This is a genomic window from Asticcacaulis sp. DW145, assembly GCF_037101385.1.
Classification (GTDB): Bacteria; Pseudomonadota; Alphaproteobacteria; order Caulobacterales; family Caulobacteraceae; genus Asticcacaulis; species Asticcacaulis currens.
This window is the reverse complement of sequence record NZ_AP029024.1, coordinates 2,252,493-2,269,551: the sequence shown is the minus strand read 5'-3', so window position 1 is coordinate 2,269,551 and position 17,059 is coordinate 2,252,493. Positions and strand designations below refer to the sequence as shown.

The window sequence follows — 17,059 nt, the reverse complement described above, 5'->3', positions numbered from 1 at the left end:
CTGATTCGATAGGCAGGGGTGGCAAATCTGTAACAACTTTTCAAGGAACGCGCTGTTCGAACAACGTTTTCCGTTTTTGTGTAAACGAAATCTAAAATCTGGTATGTCTTTTGCTTGCAGACTCCCTCAGTAAGGGAATGCCCCTTGCGAGGCTGAAACCAGCGATGCTCAGCCAGAATTGTGCCGGTTTGAGGCACGCGTTGGCTCAAATGGAGTAAGTGGATCAAAATGTTTGGTATAAAGCTTATCGCTCATATGAGAGCTGTCGTTGCAGCCAGCGTGGCTGTTGCTGCTTTTATCGCGTCGCCGCTGGCGCACGCTCAGACAGGTGCGGCGCCCGCGTCCCCTGTTGTCGCCGTATCGGCGCAGGACTACCAATATGCGCTCGGCGCCGGTGACAAGGTGCGGGTCATTGTTTTCGGTGAACCTGACCTCAGCGGCGAGTTTACGGTCTCCGGGGAAGGTAAGGTTTCATTGCCGCTAATTGGCGAGATTGATGCGCGTGGTAAAACGGCTTCGGTCCTGCAAACGGGTATTGCTGATGCTTTGAAGCAAGGCTACCTCAATAATCCCCGCGTTGCGGTTGAAGTCTTGACCTTCCGTCCTTTCTATATCTTCGGCGAAGTCAACAAGCCCGGCGAATATCCGTATGTGAACGGCATGACCGTTGACCGTGCAGTGGCCACCGCGTCTGGTTACACCTACCGTGCGGATAGAAAAAAAGTGCACATAAAGCGTGCTAATGAACAGGCCGAAACCGCGGTGCCATTGAATGCGCCAGTGGTTGTCCAGCCGGGCGATACTATCCGGATAGGCGAACGTTATTTTTAAGTTTGTGACGTAGAGTGCCTCTCAGTCGGAGAGGGCCCAAAATTGGCTAATTAACGAGGAATAAAATGAAGAAAGCGGTGTTTCTGACGGCCGTTAGTGGTCTTGCCCTGATCGCGTCAGGCTCAATGGCCCAAACCATTGACAACAATTTCGCGCGCGATCGCGGGACGTCGGTGACCGAGCGCGCGCGTGCGGAGTATGCACCGCTTGGACTTCGCCTCGGGGCGTTTATGGCCAACACGACGGTGGAAACATCGGTCGGTTACACGGACAATCTCTATTATAATAACGCGCGCAAAGAGAGCGATGCGTCGCTGGGAGTGCGCCCCCAGGTCGACGTCAGCTCCACCTGGAGCCGTCACGCCGTGTCGTTCGGCGCTGGAAGTGATATCGTAAGCTACTCTGGCAACGGCGATGAAAATACGACGAGCTGGAACGCGTATCTTCGTGGGCGCGTGGATGTATCTTCCGCCGCCACGATTGCGGCGAGTTTTTCACACAACCGAAACTATGAGTCCCGTTCGAGCTTCCAGGCTAGCCTCACCTCCCTTGAGCCGGTCCCCTACGATATCGACGCGGCCTCGATTACCACAACCATCGTCGGTAACCGCTTGCGCTTCATGGGGACCTTGTCGTCCACGACCGAAGACTACAAAAACGTGGCCCGCATAGGTGGAGGCATCATTGATAACTCTGCGCGTGACGCGAAGGTAAATGTCGTCGCCGGTCGCGTGGATTACGCTGTGAGCCCGAGTGTCTCGGTGTTCGTCAACGCGGAGTCAAACGAGCGAAATTACGACTCAAACCCCTCATACAACAACAAAGGCACGATCCTCACCCTGGGGAGCAGCTTCGAAATCACGGGACTTTCACGTGGGGAGCTACAGGTTGGTCGTCAAAAGCAGGATTATAAGGCCGCGACAGCCGGCGATCAGTCGACCACCTATATCAACGGTAAGGTCGAATGGTTCCCGACGCAGTTGACGAGTGTCACGGGTAAGATCGAACGTAACGTCACCGACACGCCTAATATCTCCGGTCCGAACGTCTCGGCCGTCTACACAGCCACCAGCATCGGCGTTGATCACGAACTTCTGCGCAATGTCTTGCTTCTCGCCGAATACCAGCATACCGCTTACGATTTTTCCGGCATCAATCGTTCGGATAAGGGTGACCGCCTTACGCTTGGTGGTCGCTACTATATGAGCCGACGCATCAGCCTAGATGCCGCTTACCGCTACGAAAACTATAAGTCTTCGGGCACCCAAGCTTTCCGCGATTTTACCAATAACTGGATCAGACTGGGCCTGACCTGGCGCTATTGATGCCAGAGATAAAACCGGTCTCAAATTAAAGAAAATACGATGGCAACCGATAAAAGATTCAAGGTCGAAGACGCTATTAATTTAGAGTCTCTGATATCCGATTTCCGCAAGTACTCCAGGATTTTTTTCCTGGTTTTCGCGGTGGTGTTCCCGGCCGTGTTCGCCTTGAATTATTTTCGGGCGCCCATTTACACCTCGACCTCTCGCGTGATGATCACGAATGAGAACGAGCAGGCCTTGCCTGGCATTGCCAAAAATGACTCGCCTATCGATACAGCTACGATCGACTCAGAAGTCGAAATGCTGAATTCGATCGGGGTTGCTGAGCGTGTGGTACGCGAGCTCAACCTTGAGAAGGACCCGGAGTTCAATGGGACCGCCAGTCAAGGTTTTGGGATTGGATCGATTAAGGCCTGGGTCCGCGGCCTGACGCATCCTGTGCAGGCTAACGCCAAAGGCGAGATCGAGCCTGTAACCCGTATCGCCAATATCCTGCTGGGCAACGTCGATATTAATCGGGTTGGCACAACCCGCGTCATTAGTATCACTTACAAAAACGGCTCCAAGGTCAAGGCCGCCAATATCGCCAATTCCTGGACAACCGCTTATCTCCAAGCCAAAATCGACGCTAAAGAAGCCGTTAACCAGCAAGCAAACGGTTGGCTTAACCCGAAAATCGAAGAACTAAGGAAGCAGGTCGAGACGGCCGATCGTGCCGTTCAGGAGTATAAGATCCGGAACAACCTCTTAAGTGCGACCGGTTCTACCATGGCTGAGCAGGAGATCTCTGATCTCAATCGTCAGCTGGCCACCGTCCGCGTCGATCAGGCTGAGAGCGCGGCGAGACTTTCCACGGCGCGTCGCCAGCTGGCTAACGGGTCTAATGGGGACGATGTCGGTGAATCCCTAAACTCATCGGTCGTTGGCAGCCTGCGCACGCAAGCCGCACAGATCTCGGCTAAACTGGCTGAGCTTCAAACCCGCTACGGCCCTGCCCACCCTGAGGTCGTACGTGCGAAAAATCAGCTGGCCGACGTGAACGGTCAAATTCAGTCTGAGATCTCACGGATTATCTCAAACCTGGAAGCACAGGATCAGATACAGCGTCAACGCGCGGCTTCTCTGATCGGCTCCGTAGGTGCGGCTCGAGGCCAACTGGCGAGTAACTCCAAGGCGATGGTTAAGCTCAATGAGCTTGAACTGAACGCGCAGGCCGTTCGCCAGATCTATGAGTCCTACCTTGATCGTTTGAAGCAAACGGCCTCGCAGAGCGGTCTGCAAACCACTAACGCGACAATTGTCGCGGAAGCCAAACCGGCTGAAGCGCCGTCCTCGCCGAAACTCGCAATTGCCCTCCTGCTTGGCTTTAGCTGTGCTTCGATTGCGTCTGGCGGAGCGGTGATGGTGCGTCGTTCAATGGACTCAGGACTTGTAACGAGCCAGGACGTAGAAAAGTCCCTGGGTATCAATCACCTCGCGTCTATTCCCGACCTTGCCTCTACCGTAGCCAATGGCAAGTTGTCGCCGAGCATCAAGCCACACCAGCACCTCGTTCAACGTCCCTTGTCAGCATTTGCAGAAGGCTTCCGTAATTTGCGCGCCTCCATGCTTTATGCCAACGACAAGCAGCCGAAGATTGTCGCAATAACCTCTGCCCTGCCCGCAGAAGGCAAGACAACGACGACGGTGTGTCTGGCGGCGGCTTTCGTTATGGCCGGGAACAAGGTTATTGTCGTTGACTGCGATTTGCGCAGGCGTTCGGTTTCTGCCTTGTTCGGCAAGAGCTTTGACAAGGGGCTTGTCGAAGTCATGACCGACAAGGTCACTCTTGAAGAGGCCACCCAAAAAGACGAACTGACGGGTGTGGCTTATCTGCCCGTTTCGGATCAACCGGTTACAACCCTAGACATCTTTGGCTCTGACGGGTTTGACAAGCTGCTCGATCAGCTGAAACAGACCTATGACGTTGTTCTTCTGGACACCGCCCCCATTCTACCCGTGGCCGATACGCGTATCCTCGCCCGTAAGGCTGACTTCGTCGCACTCCTCGTGCGGTGGCGCCAGACCCCTCGTCGTGCGGTGCAGGCGGCCCTCGAAATTATAGAGGCGGCGGACGTCAAGGTGTCCGGTGCCGCACTGGTCCAGGTGAATATCAAAGAGCAGAGCAAGTACGGATACGGAGACTCTGGGTACTATTACAAAGAATATAAAAATTATTATCTAGATGCATCCTAAGCCAAAAGGGCGCCCCAACCGGGCTAATGCAGTTCACTTAAGGGCCGATACAGTTCTCTGGTCGTATTTTCTGGGCAGAGTTTTGACGACACGGGGGCATGATCGCCCCCGTTTTGTTGAGAGTAACAAATCGCCGAGTCTGTTTCGCAGCCTGACGAGATGTGCTGGGATTTTTCCGGGCGCTTCGATCGCCATCCATCCCCATTCCTGACGCAGATAATGCAATGTGGCGGTAAAGCTGAGCTGAGTTGGCGGAACTTCGGCTTCGACGGCGATTTCGGCCATTTCCAATCGGACCAGATTGTAGGCCAGCAATGCCCCCCAGACCTCTTGGCAGACGGTTTCGGGGGTTCCGCTACGCAGGGTAAGTTCACTGCCAAGAAGCTCCTGCTTGAGTTCGCGATAGCTGGTTTCGATGCGCCAGCGTTCCTCGTACTGATGGACGATGTCCTTGGCCGGATAGGCCTTGGTATCCATCAGGGATGTCAGCAGGATGCGCTTTTTGCCATGTCGCGTGGTCGTCTCGATCGCCCTGGCCTCCCATGAGGCGGGTAATCCCGGTTCAGCCTGGCGGGCCTGCGGTGACACCTTCATACGCACCCGATAGTCACCCGGGGTTTGATCGAGGCGCTCCCACACGCAGTTTGCTTTGGCCGGGATCAACCAATGGCGCTGCGTGCCTTGCGTCTGCAACCGCAGCAAAAGACTAGCACTAAAGAATCCCTTGTCGAAGACTGTCAGAGAATGGTCCGGCACCTGGTCAACAAGGGATTTAGCGTAGAGCATCTCGTTTGTATCGTAGGCGCCAAACACCGCGTCGCGCACCAGATGTGTAGCAAGGGCCGTCAACGTCAGCAGGCGTAACTGCGGATAAATGGCAACAACGCCCGACGTGTAGCTTTGAGCGCCAAAATGTGCACGGTTCTCCTCGCTGTCGGACGTCCGCAACGTGCTTCCATCCACGGCGTAACGCGTAAGTCCGCGCCAGGCTCGACCGTTTTGATGCCGCTCGTCCCAGCAGGCGGCGCATATGGCAAAGAGCTGCGCCAAAGGGGCTTGACCCAAGCGTTGCCGGGCCTGGGTCAGGGCACTCTTGGCAATATCGGGATTCACCTCGTCGGGCAAAGCAAGGCTAAGATGGGCAGCCACATCCGCAATCGACTGATGGCGATAAAGAGCGAGCGCTATCACCAGCCACACCACCTGCTCCGCAGGAAGTTTACGGCGCCGTACACTCGCCTTGCCTGTCGCCGCTAAGGCCTGCGAGATCCACCCCACATCGACCGAGCGGGAAAGAGCCGTTAAATCAACATGATGTCCAATGCGAGCGCGCATGAAAGTAAAGCCAGAATGATGAACGAATCACCATCCTGGCTCATATATTTTACTGAATGATTCTTAAGTGAACCGCATTACCCCAACCGGGCGCCCTTTTTTTGATTATCATGCCCAAGCGCCTTTTAGGCCGGCTGCATCAGACCAAGATATGACGACAAAAGATCCTTAGCTACCACTTCACGGTTAAAGGCATTCATACGACGTTTGCCCCTCAAGACGCAGTCCTCACTCGTGCCGGTATCGAAAGCCATCTTGACCATGGCCTCGGCAATTTCGCTGACCGACAGCGGGTCAACGAGGAGCGCCGCATCTCCTGCGATTTCGCGCATAGGATTTATGCCAGACGTTATCACCGGTGTATTAAAACCAAAACCTTCAATGATCGGCAGGCAAAAGCCTTCAAGAATGCTCGGGGCAATGACCGCAATTGCGTTAGAATAAAGTTCGGCCAGGTCTTCATCCGAGACCCGCTCCAAGAACTCAATCGGTTGATCTTCCGTTATACCCCAGCGTTCATGACCTTTGCCGACACCAAAAATTTTAAGCTGGAAGTTTTCACTCAGAGCGGGGGTCGTCAAAAAGGCCTCAATCACGCGGTCGGTGTTTCTGTGATTGGCGGCTGGGCTTCCCCGGTGAAGGAAATACTGCGGTGTGGGCCTCGTCGCATGGTCTAATCGCTTTACGGCGAGAAAGGCATCAACCGTATTGTAAATGCGACGCGAGGAGAGATTGATATCCGCGAGCGCATCTTTTGTTGTGTCACTGACGCTGATAAGCAAACGCGCGCTCTTTGTGGCAAACTTAAAGGCGCTTTCATAATAGGCGTGGATCAGCGATGCCTTAAAGTCGCGATCAGCCGCCCTGTTCAGAAAAGTCAAGTCATGTACCGTGACAACACGTCGTTTGGACGGGACCAAGACCGCACTCGTACTGTAAGGGAAATGCACGAGCGCGTAGGGCTTCAAAGAGGCGAGAAGGGGAATGACGATTTGTTCCCAGACCGGAAAGATAACTCGGGGTAACTTTATATAGTTGATGTTGGGGTAAGACTTGAGCGCCGAGACATCAACATTCTGAGGGACGGCGACGTCGAAGCTTAGGTCCGTATCGGACGTTCCGATTGCATGGCAGAGCTCAAATACAAAGCGCCCGAAACCCGATTTTTTACCGAGAAGGTAACCGTCAATAAGGATTTGCGGGGTGCCCATGTATTTGTCTCGTCTCTGGCGGCCATTCTGAACGCCTCAAGGACAAGCGCAAAACCTGCGCGGTCCATTAATCGTTTTTTAACCATAACAAATTCTTCACCAGATGGAAAGGCGTATGCTGCACGTGCTAAATGAGTGGCAATAATTGCGTTCACTGATGACGAGCGGGGCATACTTAACCTTAGGCGCGAACGGGGCTCGGGCACGTTCGCCTCCGAGGCGAATGTTTTGGGCGAGGTTAGCCCCGACGGGGTGGGCGCCGGGGCTATTGACCACCTCAAGCCGGTGTGCGTGGCGATTTAAGCCCCGGCGTTTGTTTGAGGTACCAACGTTATGTTGCGCTGCGGCGTAAAGGCGCCATGATGGCGAGGGGGCATAAATATAAAAAAAACATAAGTGCGAGCGCGGGATTGGCACCGATGCCGTCGACCGGGCCTGACGTTTAATCGCGGCACGCGCCGGTCTGGCGGCATAACGCAGTTTTTTCCCTTGGCGGGGTAACCATATTTGATTATGGTATCTCTGTGACTACTCCGGGGGGAACATATGCGCACGAATTTCTGTCTCGTTATCATCTTGGCGGCCGGACTGAGCGCATGTGCAGGGTCACAGCATCCTCTAGCCTACGGATTGCCGGATTCTGTTGAGAGCGACGGAAAGCTCTTTGAGCTCACCTATAGACGGCAAGGTCATGCCGCATGCCTCTACTACCAGGAAGTTCGCTACCTTCGCGGGGACCAGCCTCCGAGATCATCAAGCAGCCGCGCGGTGGGACAACGGCAAAAGATCTGCGCTGAAAACTTCGATCATGCGTTCGATATTTTCAATGAACAGACAGCCCGGGGCAATTCTCGGACCCGTTAGCGGGCGCATTTCATCGGTTCAAAAAAATCTGCATTGGAACGGAGCGCTCCGTCCTTTCCCTTATGACGTCCTTAGGCCGACAATCGATGTTTGCCGACAAGGTTTTAGGCCATCAGATGAACCCTAGGTTGGGCGAGCTGAAGTTTTTGAGGTTCGGGAAGATAATGGAGAGATCTGAGGCGGATACGCCAAACCAGGTGCCGAGCGTGGCCGCATATTGATCTACCGACGTCGTAGGGATGAAGGCTGCCCCCGTCATATAGGGATTTGAGAAGCCCGTTATGTCCATACCTACGGTCGGATAGACGCCGTACATGTCCGCGCCCTTCACGGCACCTCCCATGATCAATTGCGGGCCTGCCCACGCATGATCGGTCCCGTCGCCGTTAGTGCTGTAGGTACGGGAAAAGTCTGACGCTGTGAAAGCTGTGACGTTCGAACGCATATCTATCCCGCCGATATTGGCCAGGGTACTGTCAAAATAGCCGAGCGCCTGAGACACCTTTGCCAGATTGTTCGACTGGTCGCGGTTCTGATTGTCATGGCTGTCCCAGCCTCCCAGCGAGACCATGAAAACCTGGCGCTTTAAGCCAAACGCCGGGGCCGCGGCTATCATTCGCGCAACAGTCCTCAATTGCAGGGCCAGGCTGTTCGTCTCCGTCAAACCCGTGGCCGGGTTCGTATAGGCAGGAGGGGAGGGCACGGCCGTAACAACGGCTCGCCCGAACACCTCGTTTACAACGCTTGAAGCCCCGACGCTGCGGTTCACCACCGCACCATAATCATTCGCAAGTGTTGAGGCGGTTACGGTATCAGAAATGATGTCTTTTAGTGCCGCAGGCGCTTGCGTTGATCCAAAAAGTGTCGAACCGAGCGTGCCAGAAACGGTGACCGCGGGTGCGGAATTGGTAGAGAGCGGATATTGAACCACGTTCTGGCCCGACAGGAAGACGGCGGTACCGGTGGCTGTGATGGCTGTGAAGATCGTATTCTGCCCATTCATGCTCATGAGCAGATCCCCCATCCGCCCGCCCCACCCGGTTCGCGCACCTTCTGTCGCGCCCGCTTGCCAGGTCGACTGCTGGTCGTTATGGGAGAACAGACTGGCGGGAAGAGGCACGCTCCTCGCATTGTACTGAGCCTTAGTCGTTGGCTGAATAAGGGTGCCAACATTGGCGAGAACAGCCAGCCGGCCCTGATCGAAAAGCGTTTTGGTCTCCGGCATGAGCGGATGTAGACCAAATGTTCTCGTCGTCGCATTTGTGTTTTGAGGGATCGGTTGCGCCGTCTTTAGCGCAATTGGCAAGACGCCACCCCAGTGTTCGGGCTTGCCCAGCGCGGATGTTCGGCCCGTCACGGAATTCACCTGGCCAATCGGTGTCGGCGCCGTACCCACGGGCATCAGAGCGATGGGGTCTGTGCCCTGATTGCGCGCGGAAAAATAACGCCCCCAGGAGTCCGCGTCCGTAGGCAGGACCATGTTATTGGCGTCATTTCCGCCGAACAGGAAGATGCAGACGAGTGCCTTATAGTCCGTGGCGCTCTGGCCGGCGGCAGAGCCAGCGGCAGCCAGTTGGAGTCCAAAGGAAGTGGCGGTGGCCAGTCCGCCAAGGCCCATGCCCAAACGAAGAAAGGCGCGGCGATCAAGTTGAGAGGTCATCGAAGTATCCTTGAACGGTGCTATCAACGCTGGGCGATGTATTCAGGGGATGCCACGCTCAAGAGGGTGGCGAGTTTAACGCGATTGAGTTTAGCGGCATCCACCTGAGCCGTTGTGCCCGTCGCGGGGATGGTGACGCTGTTAACGGCTGCCACGATTTTGCTTTTCAGACCATCTGACATGCGGCCGCCGTATAAGAGTAGGTTCATGCGATCCGTAAGGGCGGTGGCATCGGTGGCTAGCGCGACTTCTTTTGTATAGTTTGACTTTACATCACCGCTATTGAAGCCGGTGTTGATCGCACTCATCATGAAGTTTATGTACGCCGCCGTTGAAACTTCATCTGTGATCTGCATTTCAGGCGCGACCTTATTACGACTGCCAATGCTTGTGTTCGGCGGGACATAACCCGGCCTAAAGAAGTTGAAAACTGAGGGGGATGTGAACGGGGATTGATTGAGAGAGGTTTGTGATGAAGTTGAGCCAATCGCCCAGTTTCCGCTCGTGGACGTGGCTTCAAACGATCTTAGGAAATGCGTTAGGCGAATTACGGGTTCCCGCAGTTTCCCGTAGTCCTGATCGGCCGAAGCCGTCCTTGCCTCGGTGTCAAGGAGGATCGCCCGTATGACTGCACTCATATCGCCGCGAACACCCGATCCATTGTTGTTAAATACTGCTGCTACACGCCCCACGTAGGCTGGCGATGGATTGGACGTCACAAGACGCTGAATGAGCTGTTTTGAAATGAACGGGCCAACGTTTGGATGGTTAAACAGGGTGTCGATGGCCGTGGCGACATCCCCATCGACATTCACGGTGGTCGAAGCGGGGATGGTCGTACCGAGGAACGTCTTTTGAGAGGTTGAATGAAACGCAGGGTAGGCGATCATCGCTCGGGTATAGGAGGATGCATCGCGATTACCACCAAAGAATGTCGTGTTGGTTGGTGTCGGGTGATACCAGGAAAGACCCGTAAACACCTTTGCCAAACCCTGGATATCGGCGGTTGAATAGGTGGGTGTCGTCTTCCCAAACAGATCCGTTTTGACACTACCATCCGCGTTAAGCTCGTAAAGACCGATGGTAAATAGCTGCATCACTTCGCGTGCGTAGTTCTCGTCCGGATTACGACCCGTCGTCGTATTCTCTTTCTGGTTTGCAAGGTAGGTTAGATATTGGCCCATAGCAGGATGATAGGTGACATCCTGAAGAAGCGTTTTGAAGTTGCCAAAGGCATCCCTGCCCAGCATGTCGTAGAACGACGCGTTGGTTCGAACGTCAATATTGCCCGCCGCTAATGAGGTGACGAAGATCTCAGACAATGCGAACTTCACACGCTGCCTTAGCTGATCTGGTGCCGTAACGGCCTGACCGTAAAAGGTCTCATAAAAATGAGTGGCGTTCAGCGAAGCATTGGGATTGCTCGTCTTTAAAGTAACCAGACGGGCATCCATATAGTCGAGGTGGCTGCTTCCAACGGGCAGCGCCAGCTGAGCATTTATCCAATCCGAATAGCCACTAGAGGTCACTGCGGCAATATCAGCATCATTAGGCCCAAAAGTCGCCTGCGCTAGAAACCGGCTGGCTTCTGATGTCGTTGGCTTTGCAGGCGGAGCAGGCGCTGTCGACCCAGATCCCCCAGAACCACCTCCGCCGCCTCCGCCGCCGCCTCCACAGGCGGACAAAAGGGCGAATGCGCAGACCCACACCATACGCGAAAGCCTGCGGTTGAGGCTTGGGGTATTTTTGACCATAGGTGTCTAACTTTTCGAGATGGGCCACAAACCAAGGTGCTTTGCGGAGCAAGCGGTTCGACCACGGGCTAGAATCGAATAAGGCGTCCAGAGGCTTCCCCCCAGCCGTCAGCGTCACCTTATTGTCTTCTTGTTAAAAAATTATATCGCGGTTCTCTATCCACGTTTGATTCTTATATTGACCCCCTTCATTGGTTTCGTCAGACACCCGCGTTCGGCGACCAACTCCGAGGAACCAAAGATTTGTCAAAAGACACTTATTCTGAGTTCAACGTCCGGAGTCGTGAATGTCGCTAAAAAATGTAGCCTTCTCAGTTATGACGCGAACCGTCGGATCTCAGACCTATAAGCGCGGATTGAGCTACCGGCTTCTGGGGCACGTCATTACAACGAAGGTACAAGGTGACTGGCTTCTGGCGCGTGTGCGAGGCTCCGGGCAGAGCACCTATCAGGTTGAAGTCAACCTGCGTGGATTTAGGGCGCAGCCCCCCGTCTTTAACTCAGAATGCACGTGCCCGGTCCACTATACCTGCAAACACGCTGTGGCCGCCGTCGTTGAGTTCTTCCTGACAAAAGAGGGCGAGGCCCTCATCGACGCGGACGTCGAGGAGGCACGCCGTATCGAGGCGGAATCCCTTCCCTTTGCTGCCAAGCAGTGGATTGAAAAACTCGCGAGCCTCGATTCCCCCGATACTTATCCGGAGAATGTCAACCAGCGGGTCGTCTATCTCCTGGCGGCACACGGCGGCAATGTCAGGACACCGGAACTGAGGGTCTCCATTAAGTCCGCGCGTTTGAACAAGTTCGGCGCGTTTTCAACTCGGCTCGAGCGGGCCAATTTTGACCGCGCGGCCAACTGGCGCCGACCCGCCTACATACTGGAATCCGACGTCAGGCTTTATGAGACGCTTAATCAGGCCACCCACAGCCATACCTATGCCTACTCAACGCTTTCGTTAAAGGTGCCCGACCTTGCCGTTTTGCTGCGGCTCGTGGAGACAGGTCGGCTTTTCTGGGAGACGCCAGGCCCGGCCCTTGCGATAGGCGAACCACGCACGGGAAGCATCGACTGGGAGCTTAGTGCCTCCGATAAGCACCTGCACCCGAGGCTTCATGTCGATCAGGCGCTGGCGTTTGATGCGGAGCCGCCGATCTATGTTGATATCGAAAATGCACTGGTTGGGCGCATCGATTTGCCGCTTAATCCGGCGCAGGCAAGGGCCTTTCTCAGCGCGCCGCCGCTCAAACCCGAACATGCGGCGCTTGTTACCGAAGCGCTTCACAAGGTGCTGCCTCAGGCCCTGACATTGGTACCGCAACCGCCTTTAGAGCCGGTTGAAACCGATGCCCCGCCTAAAGCGAGGTTTCATTTCACAACGACCAAACTGAAATCAAGGGGATGGAGCCCCATTCCGTGGGCTGACAATATCCCGCTTCTGGAAATTTCATTTCAGTATGGAGAGATCATCAGGGCCTGGCGAAGCCTGAAGTTTGATCCCGCCAACACCCTTGAGATTGTAAAGGACGGGCGGTTTTTTCGTGCGAAGCGCTATCGGGAATTAGAAACGGCCCTGATAGAGGCCGTGGAAGCCACCGGTGTGGACCTCGCACCTGACCTCTATCCAGAGCTCAACGCAAGCTTTGATGCCCATTATGGCTTCATCACAGCGGATGACTGGCTGCGTTTTCTGGATTTCGATCTGCCGAAACTCAAAAAGCTCGATATCGATATCCGCTTCGATGAGGATTTTCCGTACCAGCTTGCGACGTCGCGTGGTGACCTCTCCATTGGTCTTACCGAGGGATCGGGCATTGACTGGCTTGAGCTTCACGCGGGCATCGACGTCGACGGAGAAAAGGTTGATCTGGCACCCCTGCTTGCCGACCTCATCAAAAATCCCGCCTTCCGCATCGAAGACCTGAAGGCCCTCTCAGAGGGTAATGAGCCCATCTATTTCAAAAATGCGGCGGGTCGTTACTTCAGTGTGGCTGTCAGCCGGTTGTTGCCCCTTATCCTGTCGTTACACGAGCTGCGTCTGGGCGCCTTCGAACTGGCAAAAGACGGGAAACTCAGACTGGCAAAGGCCGCAAGCCTTTTTCTCGATCTGGGATCAGATAGGGCGCCCGCTCAAAGCGTCGTTCAAGCCGCGAAAGCCTCCTATCGTGCCCTGTCTGAGCCTTCGACACTTAGAGCCTTAAGCCTGCCGGACACGTTTAAGGCCAGCTTGCGACCGTACCAGGAAACGGGGGTTGCTTGGTTAAATGCCCTGCGTGAAGCAGGACTTGGGGGCATCCTTGCCGATGATATGGGCCTAGGGAAGACCATCCAGGTCCTGGCCTTTTTGACCCGTGAAAAGGCAAAAGGCCGGCTCACGCGGCCGGCCCTCATCATCATGCCGACGAGCCTTGTGGCCAACTGGACGGCAGAGGCGGCACGCTTTGCCCCTGACCTGTCCATTACGGTTTTACACGGCAAGGCCCGCCAGGAACTGCTTGATCAGGCCTCTCAAAGCGATGTCGTCATAACCACCTATCCCCTTGTCGTCCGAGACCACGAATGGCTGACAACGAGGCTGTGGTATGCGGTCATCCTGGACGAAGCTCAGGCGATTAAGAATGCGAATGCAGCCACCACGCGTCATATCAGAGCACTTGAGGCGCCTCATCGTTTTTGTCTCAGCGGCACCCCGATGGAGAACCATCTGGGTGAACTCTGGTCGTTAATGGATTTCGTTAATCCGGCTTTTCTCGGTGACGCCTCGCGCTTTACGCGGGAGTTTCGCACGCCCATAGAAAAAGGGCGAAACGACGAAGTGAAAAGGCTCCTCGTTCGCCGTGTCCGGCCGTTTCTTTTGCGGCGAACAAAGCTTGATGTCGCCAAAGAGTTGCCACCCAAATCAGAAATCGTGGAGCGGATCGTGCTTACGGGCAAACAGCGCGACCTCTATGACACCGTGCGCCTCAGCCTTCACAAGCAGGTGCGGAAAGCTATTTCTGAACGCGGCCTCGCGAAGAGCCATATCATTGTGCTCGATGCTTTGCTGAAACTCCGCCAGGTCTGCTGTGATCCCTCTTTGCTGAAAGTGGCGGGAAGCGAAGATGCGCCATCGGCAAAGCTTGAGCGCCTGATGGATATGGTAATGGAGCTCGTCGAAGAGGGGCGCCGTATTATCATCTTCTCGCAGTTTACGAGCATGCTCGACCTGATTGCAGCGCGCCTTTCAAAAGCCAGTCTGAAATTCGGTATGCTTACCGGCAAGACTCAAGATCGAAAGAGAGAGGTTGACGCATTCCAGTCAGGTGACAGTCCTATCTTTCTCATCAGCCTTAAGGCCGGTGGTACCGGTCTTAATCTCACGGCTGCCGATACGGTCATCCTCTATGATCCGTGGTGGAACCCGGCGGTTGAGGCTCAGGCGATCGATCGGGCCTACCGGATCGGTCAGGACAAGCCCGTCTTCGTCTACAGACTTTGTGCGGAAGGCACGATTGAAGACAAGATGGATGATATGAAGGCCCGTAAGCGCGCGCTTTCTAACGCGCTGTTTGATGAAGCCGCCGACGTTGTTGAACTCCTATCAGACGACGATATCGAGACCTTGTTTGCCTGAGGCGACCGCCTGAGCAATGAACAGTACCTTTGATCCTGTGCCCGAGGGGGCAGGGCGATTATATGCGGTCGTGCCCTTACGCCCGTATCTCTACCTTCTTCTCGCAGATGGCTTTCACAACCCCTTTTAGGGTTTCGATCCGATCTTTAAGCCAGGTGAGCTCGGCAAGGTCAATTTGGTATTCGGCCGAATACCGGGCCTCGACATAGGCGCGCTGTAACTTCGCAAAGCAGCGCCGGGCAAACCTGTCATTCTCCGGCCAGACAGTTCGAAGGGTTTGATCGAGACCTTCGGCTTGTGACCGGAGGAAGGTCAATCGATGAGACTTTGGGCTGTAAAGCGTGAGCGTTAGAAGCATACAGTGGTACAATGCCTCTGCCGTCTGGTGCAGATTAAACGCGGCATGATTCCACTGTGCATCTGCAATGCTGTAGCCAGCTAACGTAAGATTGTAAGACGCCCGATCCATCCATTGCGAAAAGTAACCCTGAGCCTCAGTCTGGGCCAACTCTGGTTTCAGCGGGATGGTCTTTGCCAGCGGATGGCCCTCGGCCTCGTAGAGCATAACGCCGTCTTTGACGATGTCGGAGAAGAAGGGACGACCGCGGGCGAGCTGATCGTTCACGTCGGCAAGGCTGTGAACGATAAAGCTCACGGGCGTCTTAAGCTCATGAGTGAGCGTGTATTCGCGGGTAAAGCGGTCATCCGCCTCACTCCAGTATTCCTGAAGATCGGTAAATTCCTGGGTGTTGACGACCACCAAAAGATCGTAGTCCGAGCGATAGCCTGACAAATGATCCTCGACCCAGTCCCCCCGCGCATAGGATCCGAAAAGGATGAGCTTGAGGATGCGGCCGCTTTTGCGCTTTTCAGACAGTTTGGTCTGAGTGGCGCCCTCAAAGCTGTCGAAAAGCACCTTCACCACGTGCTCAAGCTCGCGGCGTTTGGAATCTGGCAGGTGATCGAGGGCGTCGGGCAGCATGGTTCGTTCCAGAAGTGTTCTCTATCTATATGTGTCCCGGACTCCGGCTGCAATGGTCTTGAAGTCACATGCGTGTGGTCTTTATCAAACGCACGTAAAGGTGTAGTATGGTCCAATGACCTCACTATTCACCGTATCCATAAGTTGTGCCAACCTGGAAGAGGCCGAGCGCGTGGCGCGCCGGCTGGTTGAAGACCGCCTGGCGGCCTGTGTTCAGGTGCACCCAATCCGCTCCTTCTATATCTGGCAGGAGAAGCTCGAGGAGGCCGATGAAGTCCTGCTCGTCGCCAAGACGCTCGAAAGCAAGCTCGACGCGCTGGAAGCCTCGGTCAAGGCGCTCCATAGTTACGAGGTGCCGGAAATCGTCGCTACATGCATCGAGTTTGTAAACGCAGAATATGCTGAATGGTTTCGCAGCGTCCTCCCCGAAGACGACATATACGAAGAGTAGGCTTACTCGCCCTTCATTCAGCGTAAAGGCGCAAGTCGTCTTACTTCCAGGTCAGCATATTCCGCTATAAGTGGCGCCATCTGACGAAACCCAACGCTGCCTTTTCCGGGCCACTTGCGCTTTGATGCGCCGGTCCAGGACACCACCGGAAGATCATTGATCGTAAAGGCCACTGACGCCGCGGATTTTCGGATCCTGATACGGTAAGGCGGTCTTGCATCTTCGACATCGGGAAGGGGGTCTGCCCCTTGGGCGAGAAGTTCAAAACCGGGCGCATAGCGAAGGTTTGCCAGGTGAAAGGCACGCTCCTCTTCCCATCGGCGCCTGTAATACGAGATTTGAAGGGCCTCAATATCGCTCTTTGTGTACTGGTCGTAGATGCCCGCCCGCGGCTTGAGGGTTGGTGATAAAACATGCTCGCCGTTGAGGCCTTGTGCGGCAAAAAAGAGGATGCACAGCCCAGGCTCCCTGAGCGGCCAGAAGTTCCAGCTGATCTCAACATGGTCAGGGAAGACCTCTGGGCACCAATAAACGAAGTTCGATGCCTGCCCCTCGGCCGCGTCCCTGAGCGCGCTCAATTGCATCCGATTGTTGGGAAAGGCGACCTTTGCGTCCCCCTCCATCTTAAAGCGGGCGACATCAGCCTCAGAGCGCAGAGGATTTTGATAAATCACATCTTCCGCCTCAGCGGCAAACAGGCCTGAGGGCAGGGCGCAGGCCGAAAGGCTCGTGGCAAGCCACTGGCGTCGCGAAAGGGTCATGATGGGTCCTGTGCTCAGTTCAGACTTTGAACGGGCGGA

General features: G+C 55.1%; 11 protein-coding genes. 5 read left to right on the top strand and 6 right to left on the bottom strand.

The genetic code is table 11. From position 1 onward, the window contains the following. Positions 1 to 255 precede the first annotated feature (255 nt). The 3 genes from AACH73_RS10390 (at position 256) to AACH73_RS10380 (ending at position 4,391) form a co-directional block, all read left to right on the top strand. Entirely contained in the window at positions 256 to 831 is a 576-nt protein-coding gene (locus AACH73_RS10390; RefSeq protein ID WP_338734847.1) for a polysaccharide biosynthesis/export family protein, read from the top strand. 65 nt (positions 832 to 896) lie between these two features. Further along, positions 897 to 2,156: an outer membrane beta-barrel protein gene (locus tag AACH73_RS10385; protein ID WP_338734846.1), complete on the top strand. Its 1,260-nt coding sequence runs from the start codon at positions 897 to 899 to the stop codon at positions 2,154 to 2,156. A 39-nt stretch (positions 2,157 to 2,195) separates the two neighbouring features. After that, on the top strand, positions 2,196 to 4,391 hold the full coding sequence (locus AACH73_RS10380; protein WP_338734845.1) for a polysaccharide biosynthesis tyrosine autokinase: 2,196 nt from the start codon (positions 2,196 to 2,198) through the stop codon (positions 4,389 to 4,391). Between the two features lie 33 nt (positions 4,392 to 4,424). Here AACH73_RS10380 and AACH73_RS10375 read toward each other — a convergent pair whose 3' ends face one another. The 4 genes from AACH73_RS10375 to AACH73_RS10360 form a co-directional block, all read right to left on the bottom strand. After that, positions 4,425 to 5,726, bottom strand: a complete 1,302-nt coding sequence (locus AACH73_RS10375) for an IS4 family transposase (protein WP_338734844.1) — start codon at positions 5,724 to 5,726, stop codon at positions 4,425 to 4,427. A gap of 125 nt (positions 5,727 to 5,851) precedes the next feature. Next, on the bottom strand, positions 5,852 to 6,937 hold the full coding sequence (locus AACH73_RS10370) for a glycosyltransferase family 1 protein (protein ID WP_338734843.1): 1,086 nt from the start codon (positions 6,935 to 6,937) through the stop codon (positions 5,852 to 5,854). Between the two features lie 976 nt (positions 6,938 to 7,913). Next, entirely contained in the window at positions 7,914 to 9,461 is a 1,548-nt protein-coding gene (locus AACH73_RS10365) for a DUF1501 domain-containing protein (protein ID WP_338734842.1), read from the bottom strand. Between the two features lie 23 nt (positions 9,462 to 9,484). Next, positions 9,485 to 11,215: a DUF1800 domain-containing protein gene (locus AACH73_RS10360; RefSeq protein ID WP_338734841.1), complete on the bottom strand. Its 1,731-nt coding sequence runs from the start codon at positions 11,213 to 11,215 to the stop codon at positions 9,485 to 9,487. 287 nt (positions 11,216 to 11,502) lie between these two features. Between AACH73_RS10360 and AACH73_RS10355 the strand changes: the two genes are divergently transcribed. Further along, positions 11,503 to 14,826 carry a DEAD/DEAH box helicase gene (locus AACH73_RS10355; RefSeq protein WP_338734840.1) on the top strand — a complete coding sequence of 1,108 codons (3,324 nt, stop codon included), beginning with the start codon at positions 11,503 to 11,505 and terminating at the stop codon, positions 14,824 to 14,826. A gap of 76 nt (positions 14,827 to 14,902) precedes the next feature. Here the strand turns inward: AACH73_RS10355 and AACH73_RS10350 are convergent, their stop codons facing one another. Then, positions 14,903 to 15,808 carry a HEPN domain-containing protein gene (locus tag AACH73_RS10350; protein WP_338734839.1) on the bottom strand — a complete coding sequence of 302 codons (906 nt, stop codon included), beginning with the start codon at positions 15,806 to 15,808 and terminating at the stop codon, positions 14,903 to 14,905. A gap of 115 nt (positions 15,809 to 15,923) precedes the next feature. Between AACH73_RS10350 and cutA the strand changes: the two genes are divergently transcribed. After that, a complete protein-coding gene (gene cutA / locus AACH73_RS10345) occupies positions 15,924 to 16,259 on the top strand; it encodes a divalent-cation tolerance protein CutA (protein WP_338734838.1) in 336 nt (111 codons plus the stop codon). 17 nt (positions 16,260 to 16,276) lie between these two features. On the opposite strand, the gene AACH73_RS10340 is transcribed toward cutA, so the two are convergent. Then, positions 16,277 to 17,020 (bottom strand): DUF1961 family protein, encoded by a 744-nt coding sequence (locus AACH73_RS10340; RefSeq protein ID WP_338734837.1) that lies wholly within the window; start codon positions 17,018 to 17,020, stop codon positions 16,277 to 16,279. Positions 17,021 to 17,059: the final 39 nt, after the last annotated feature.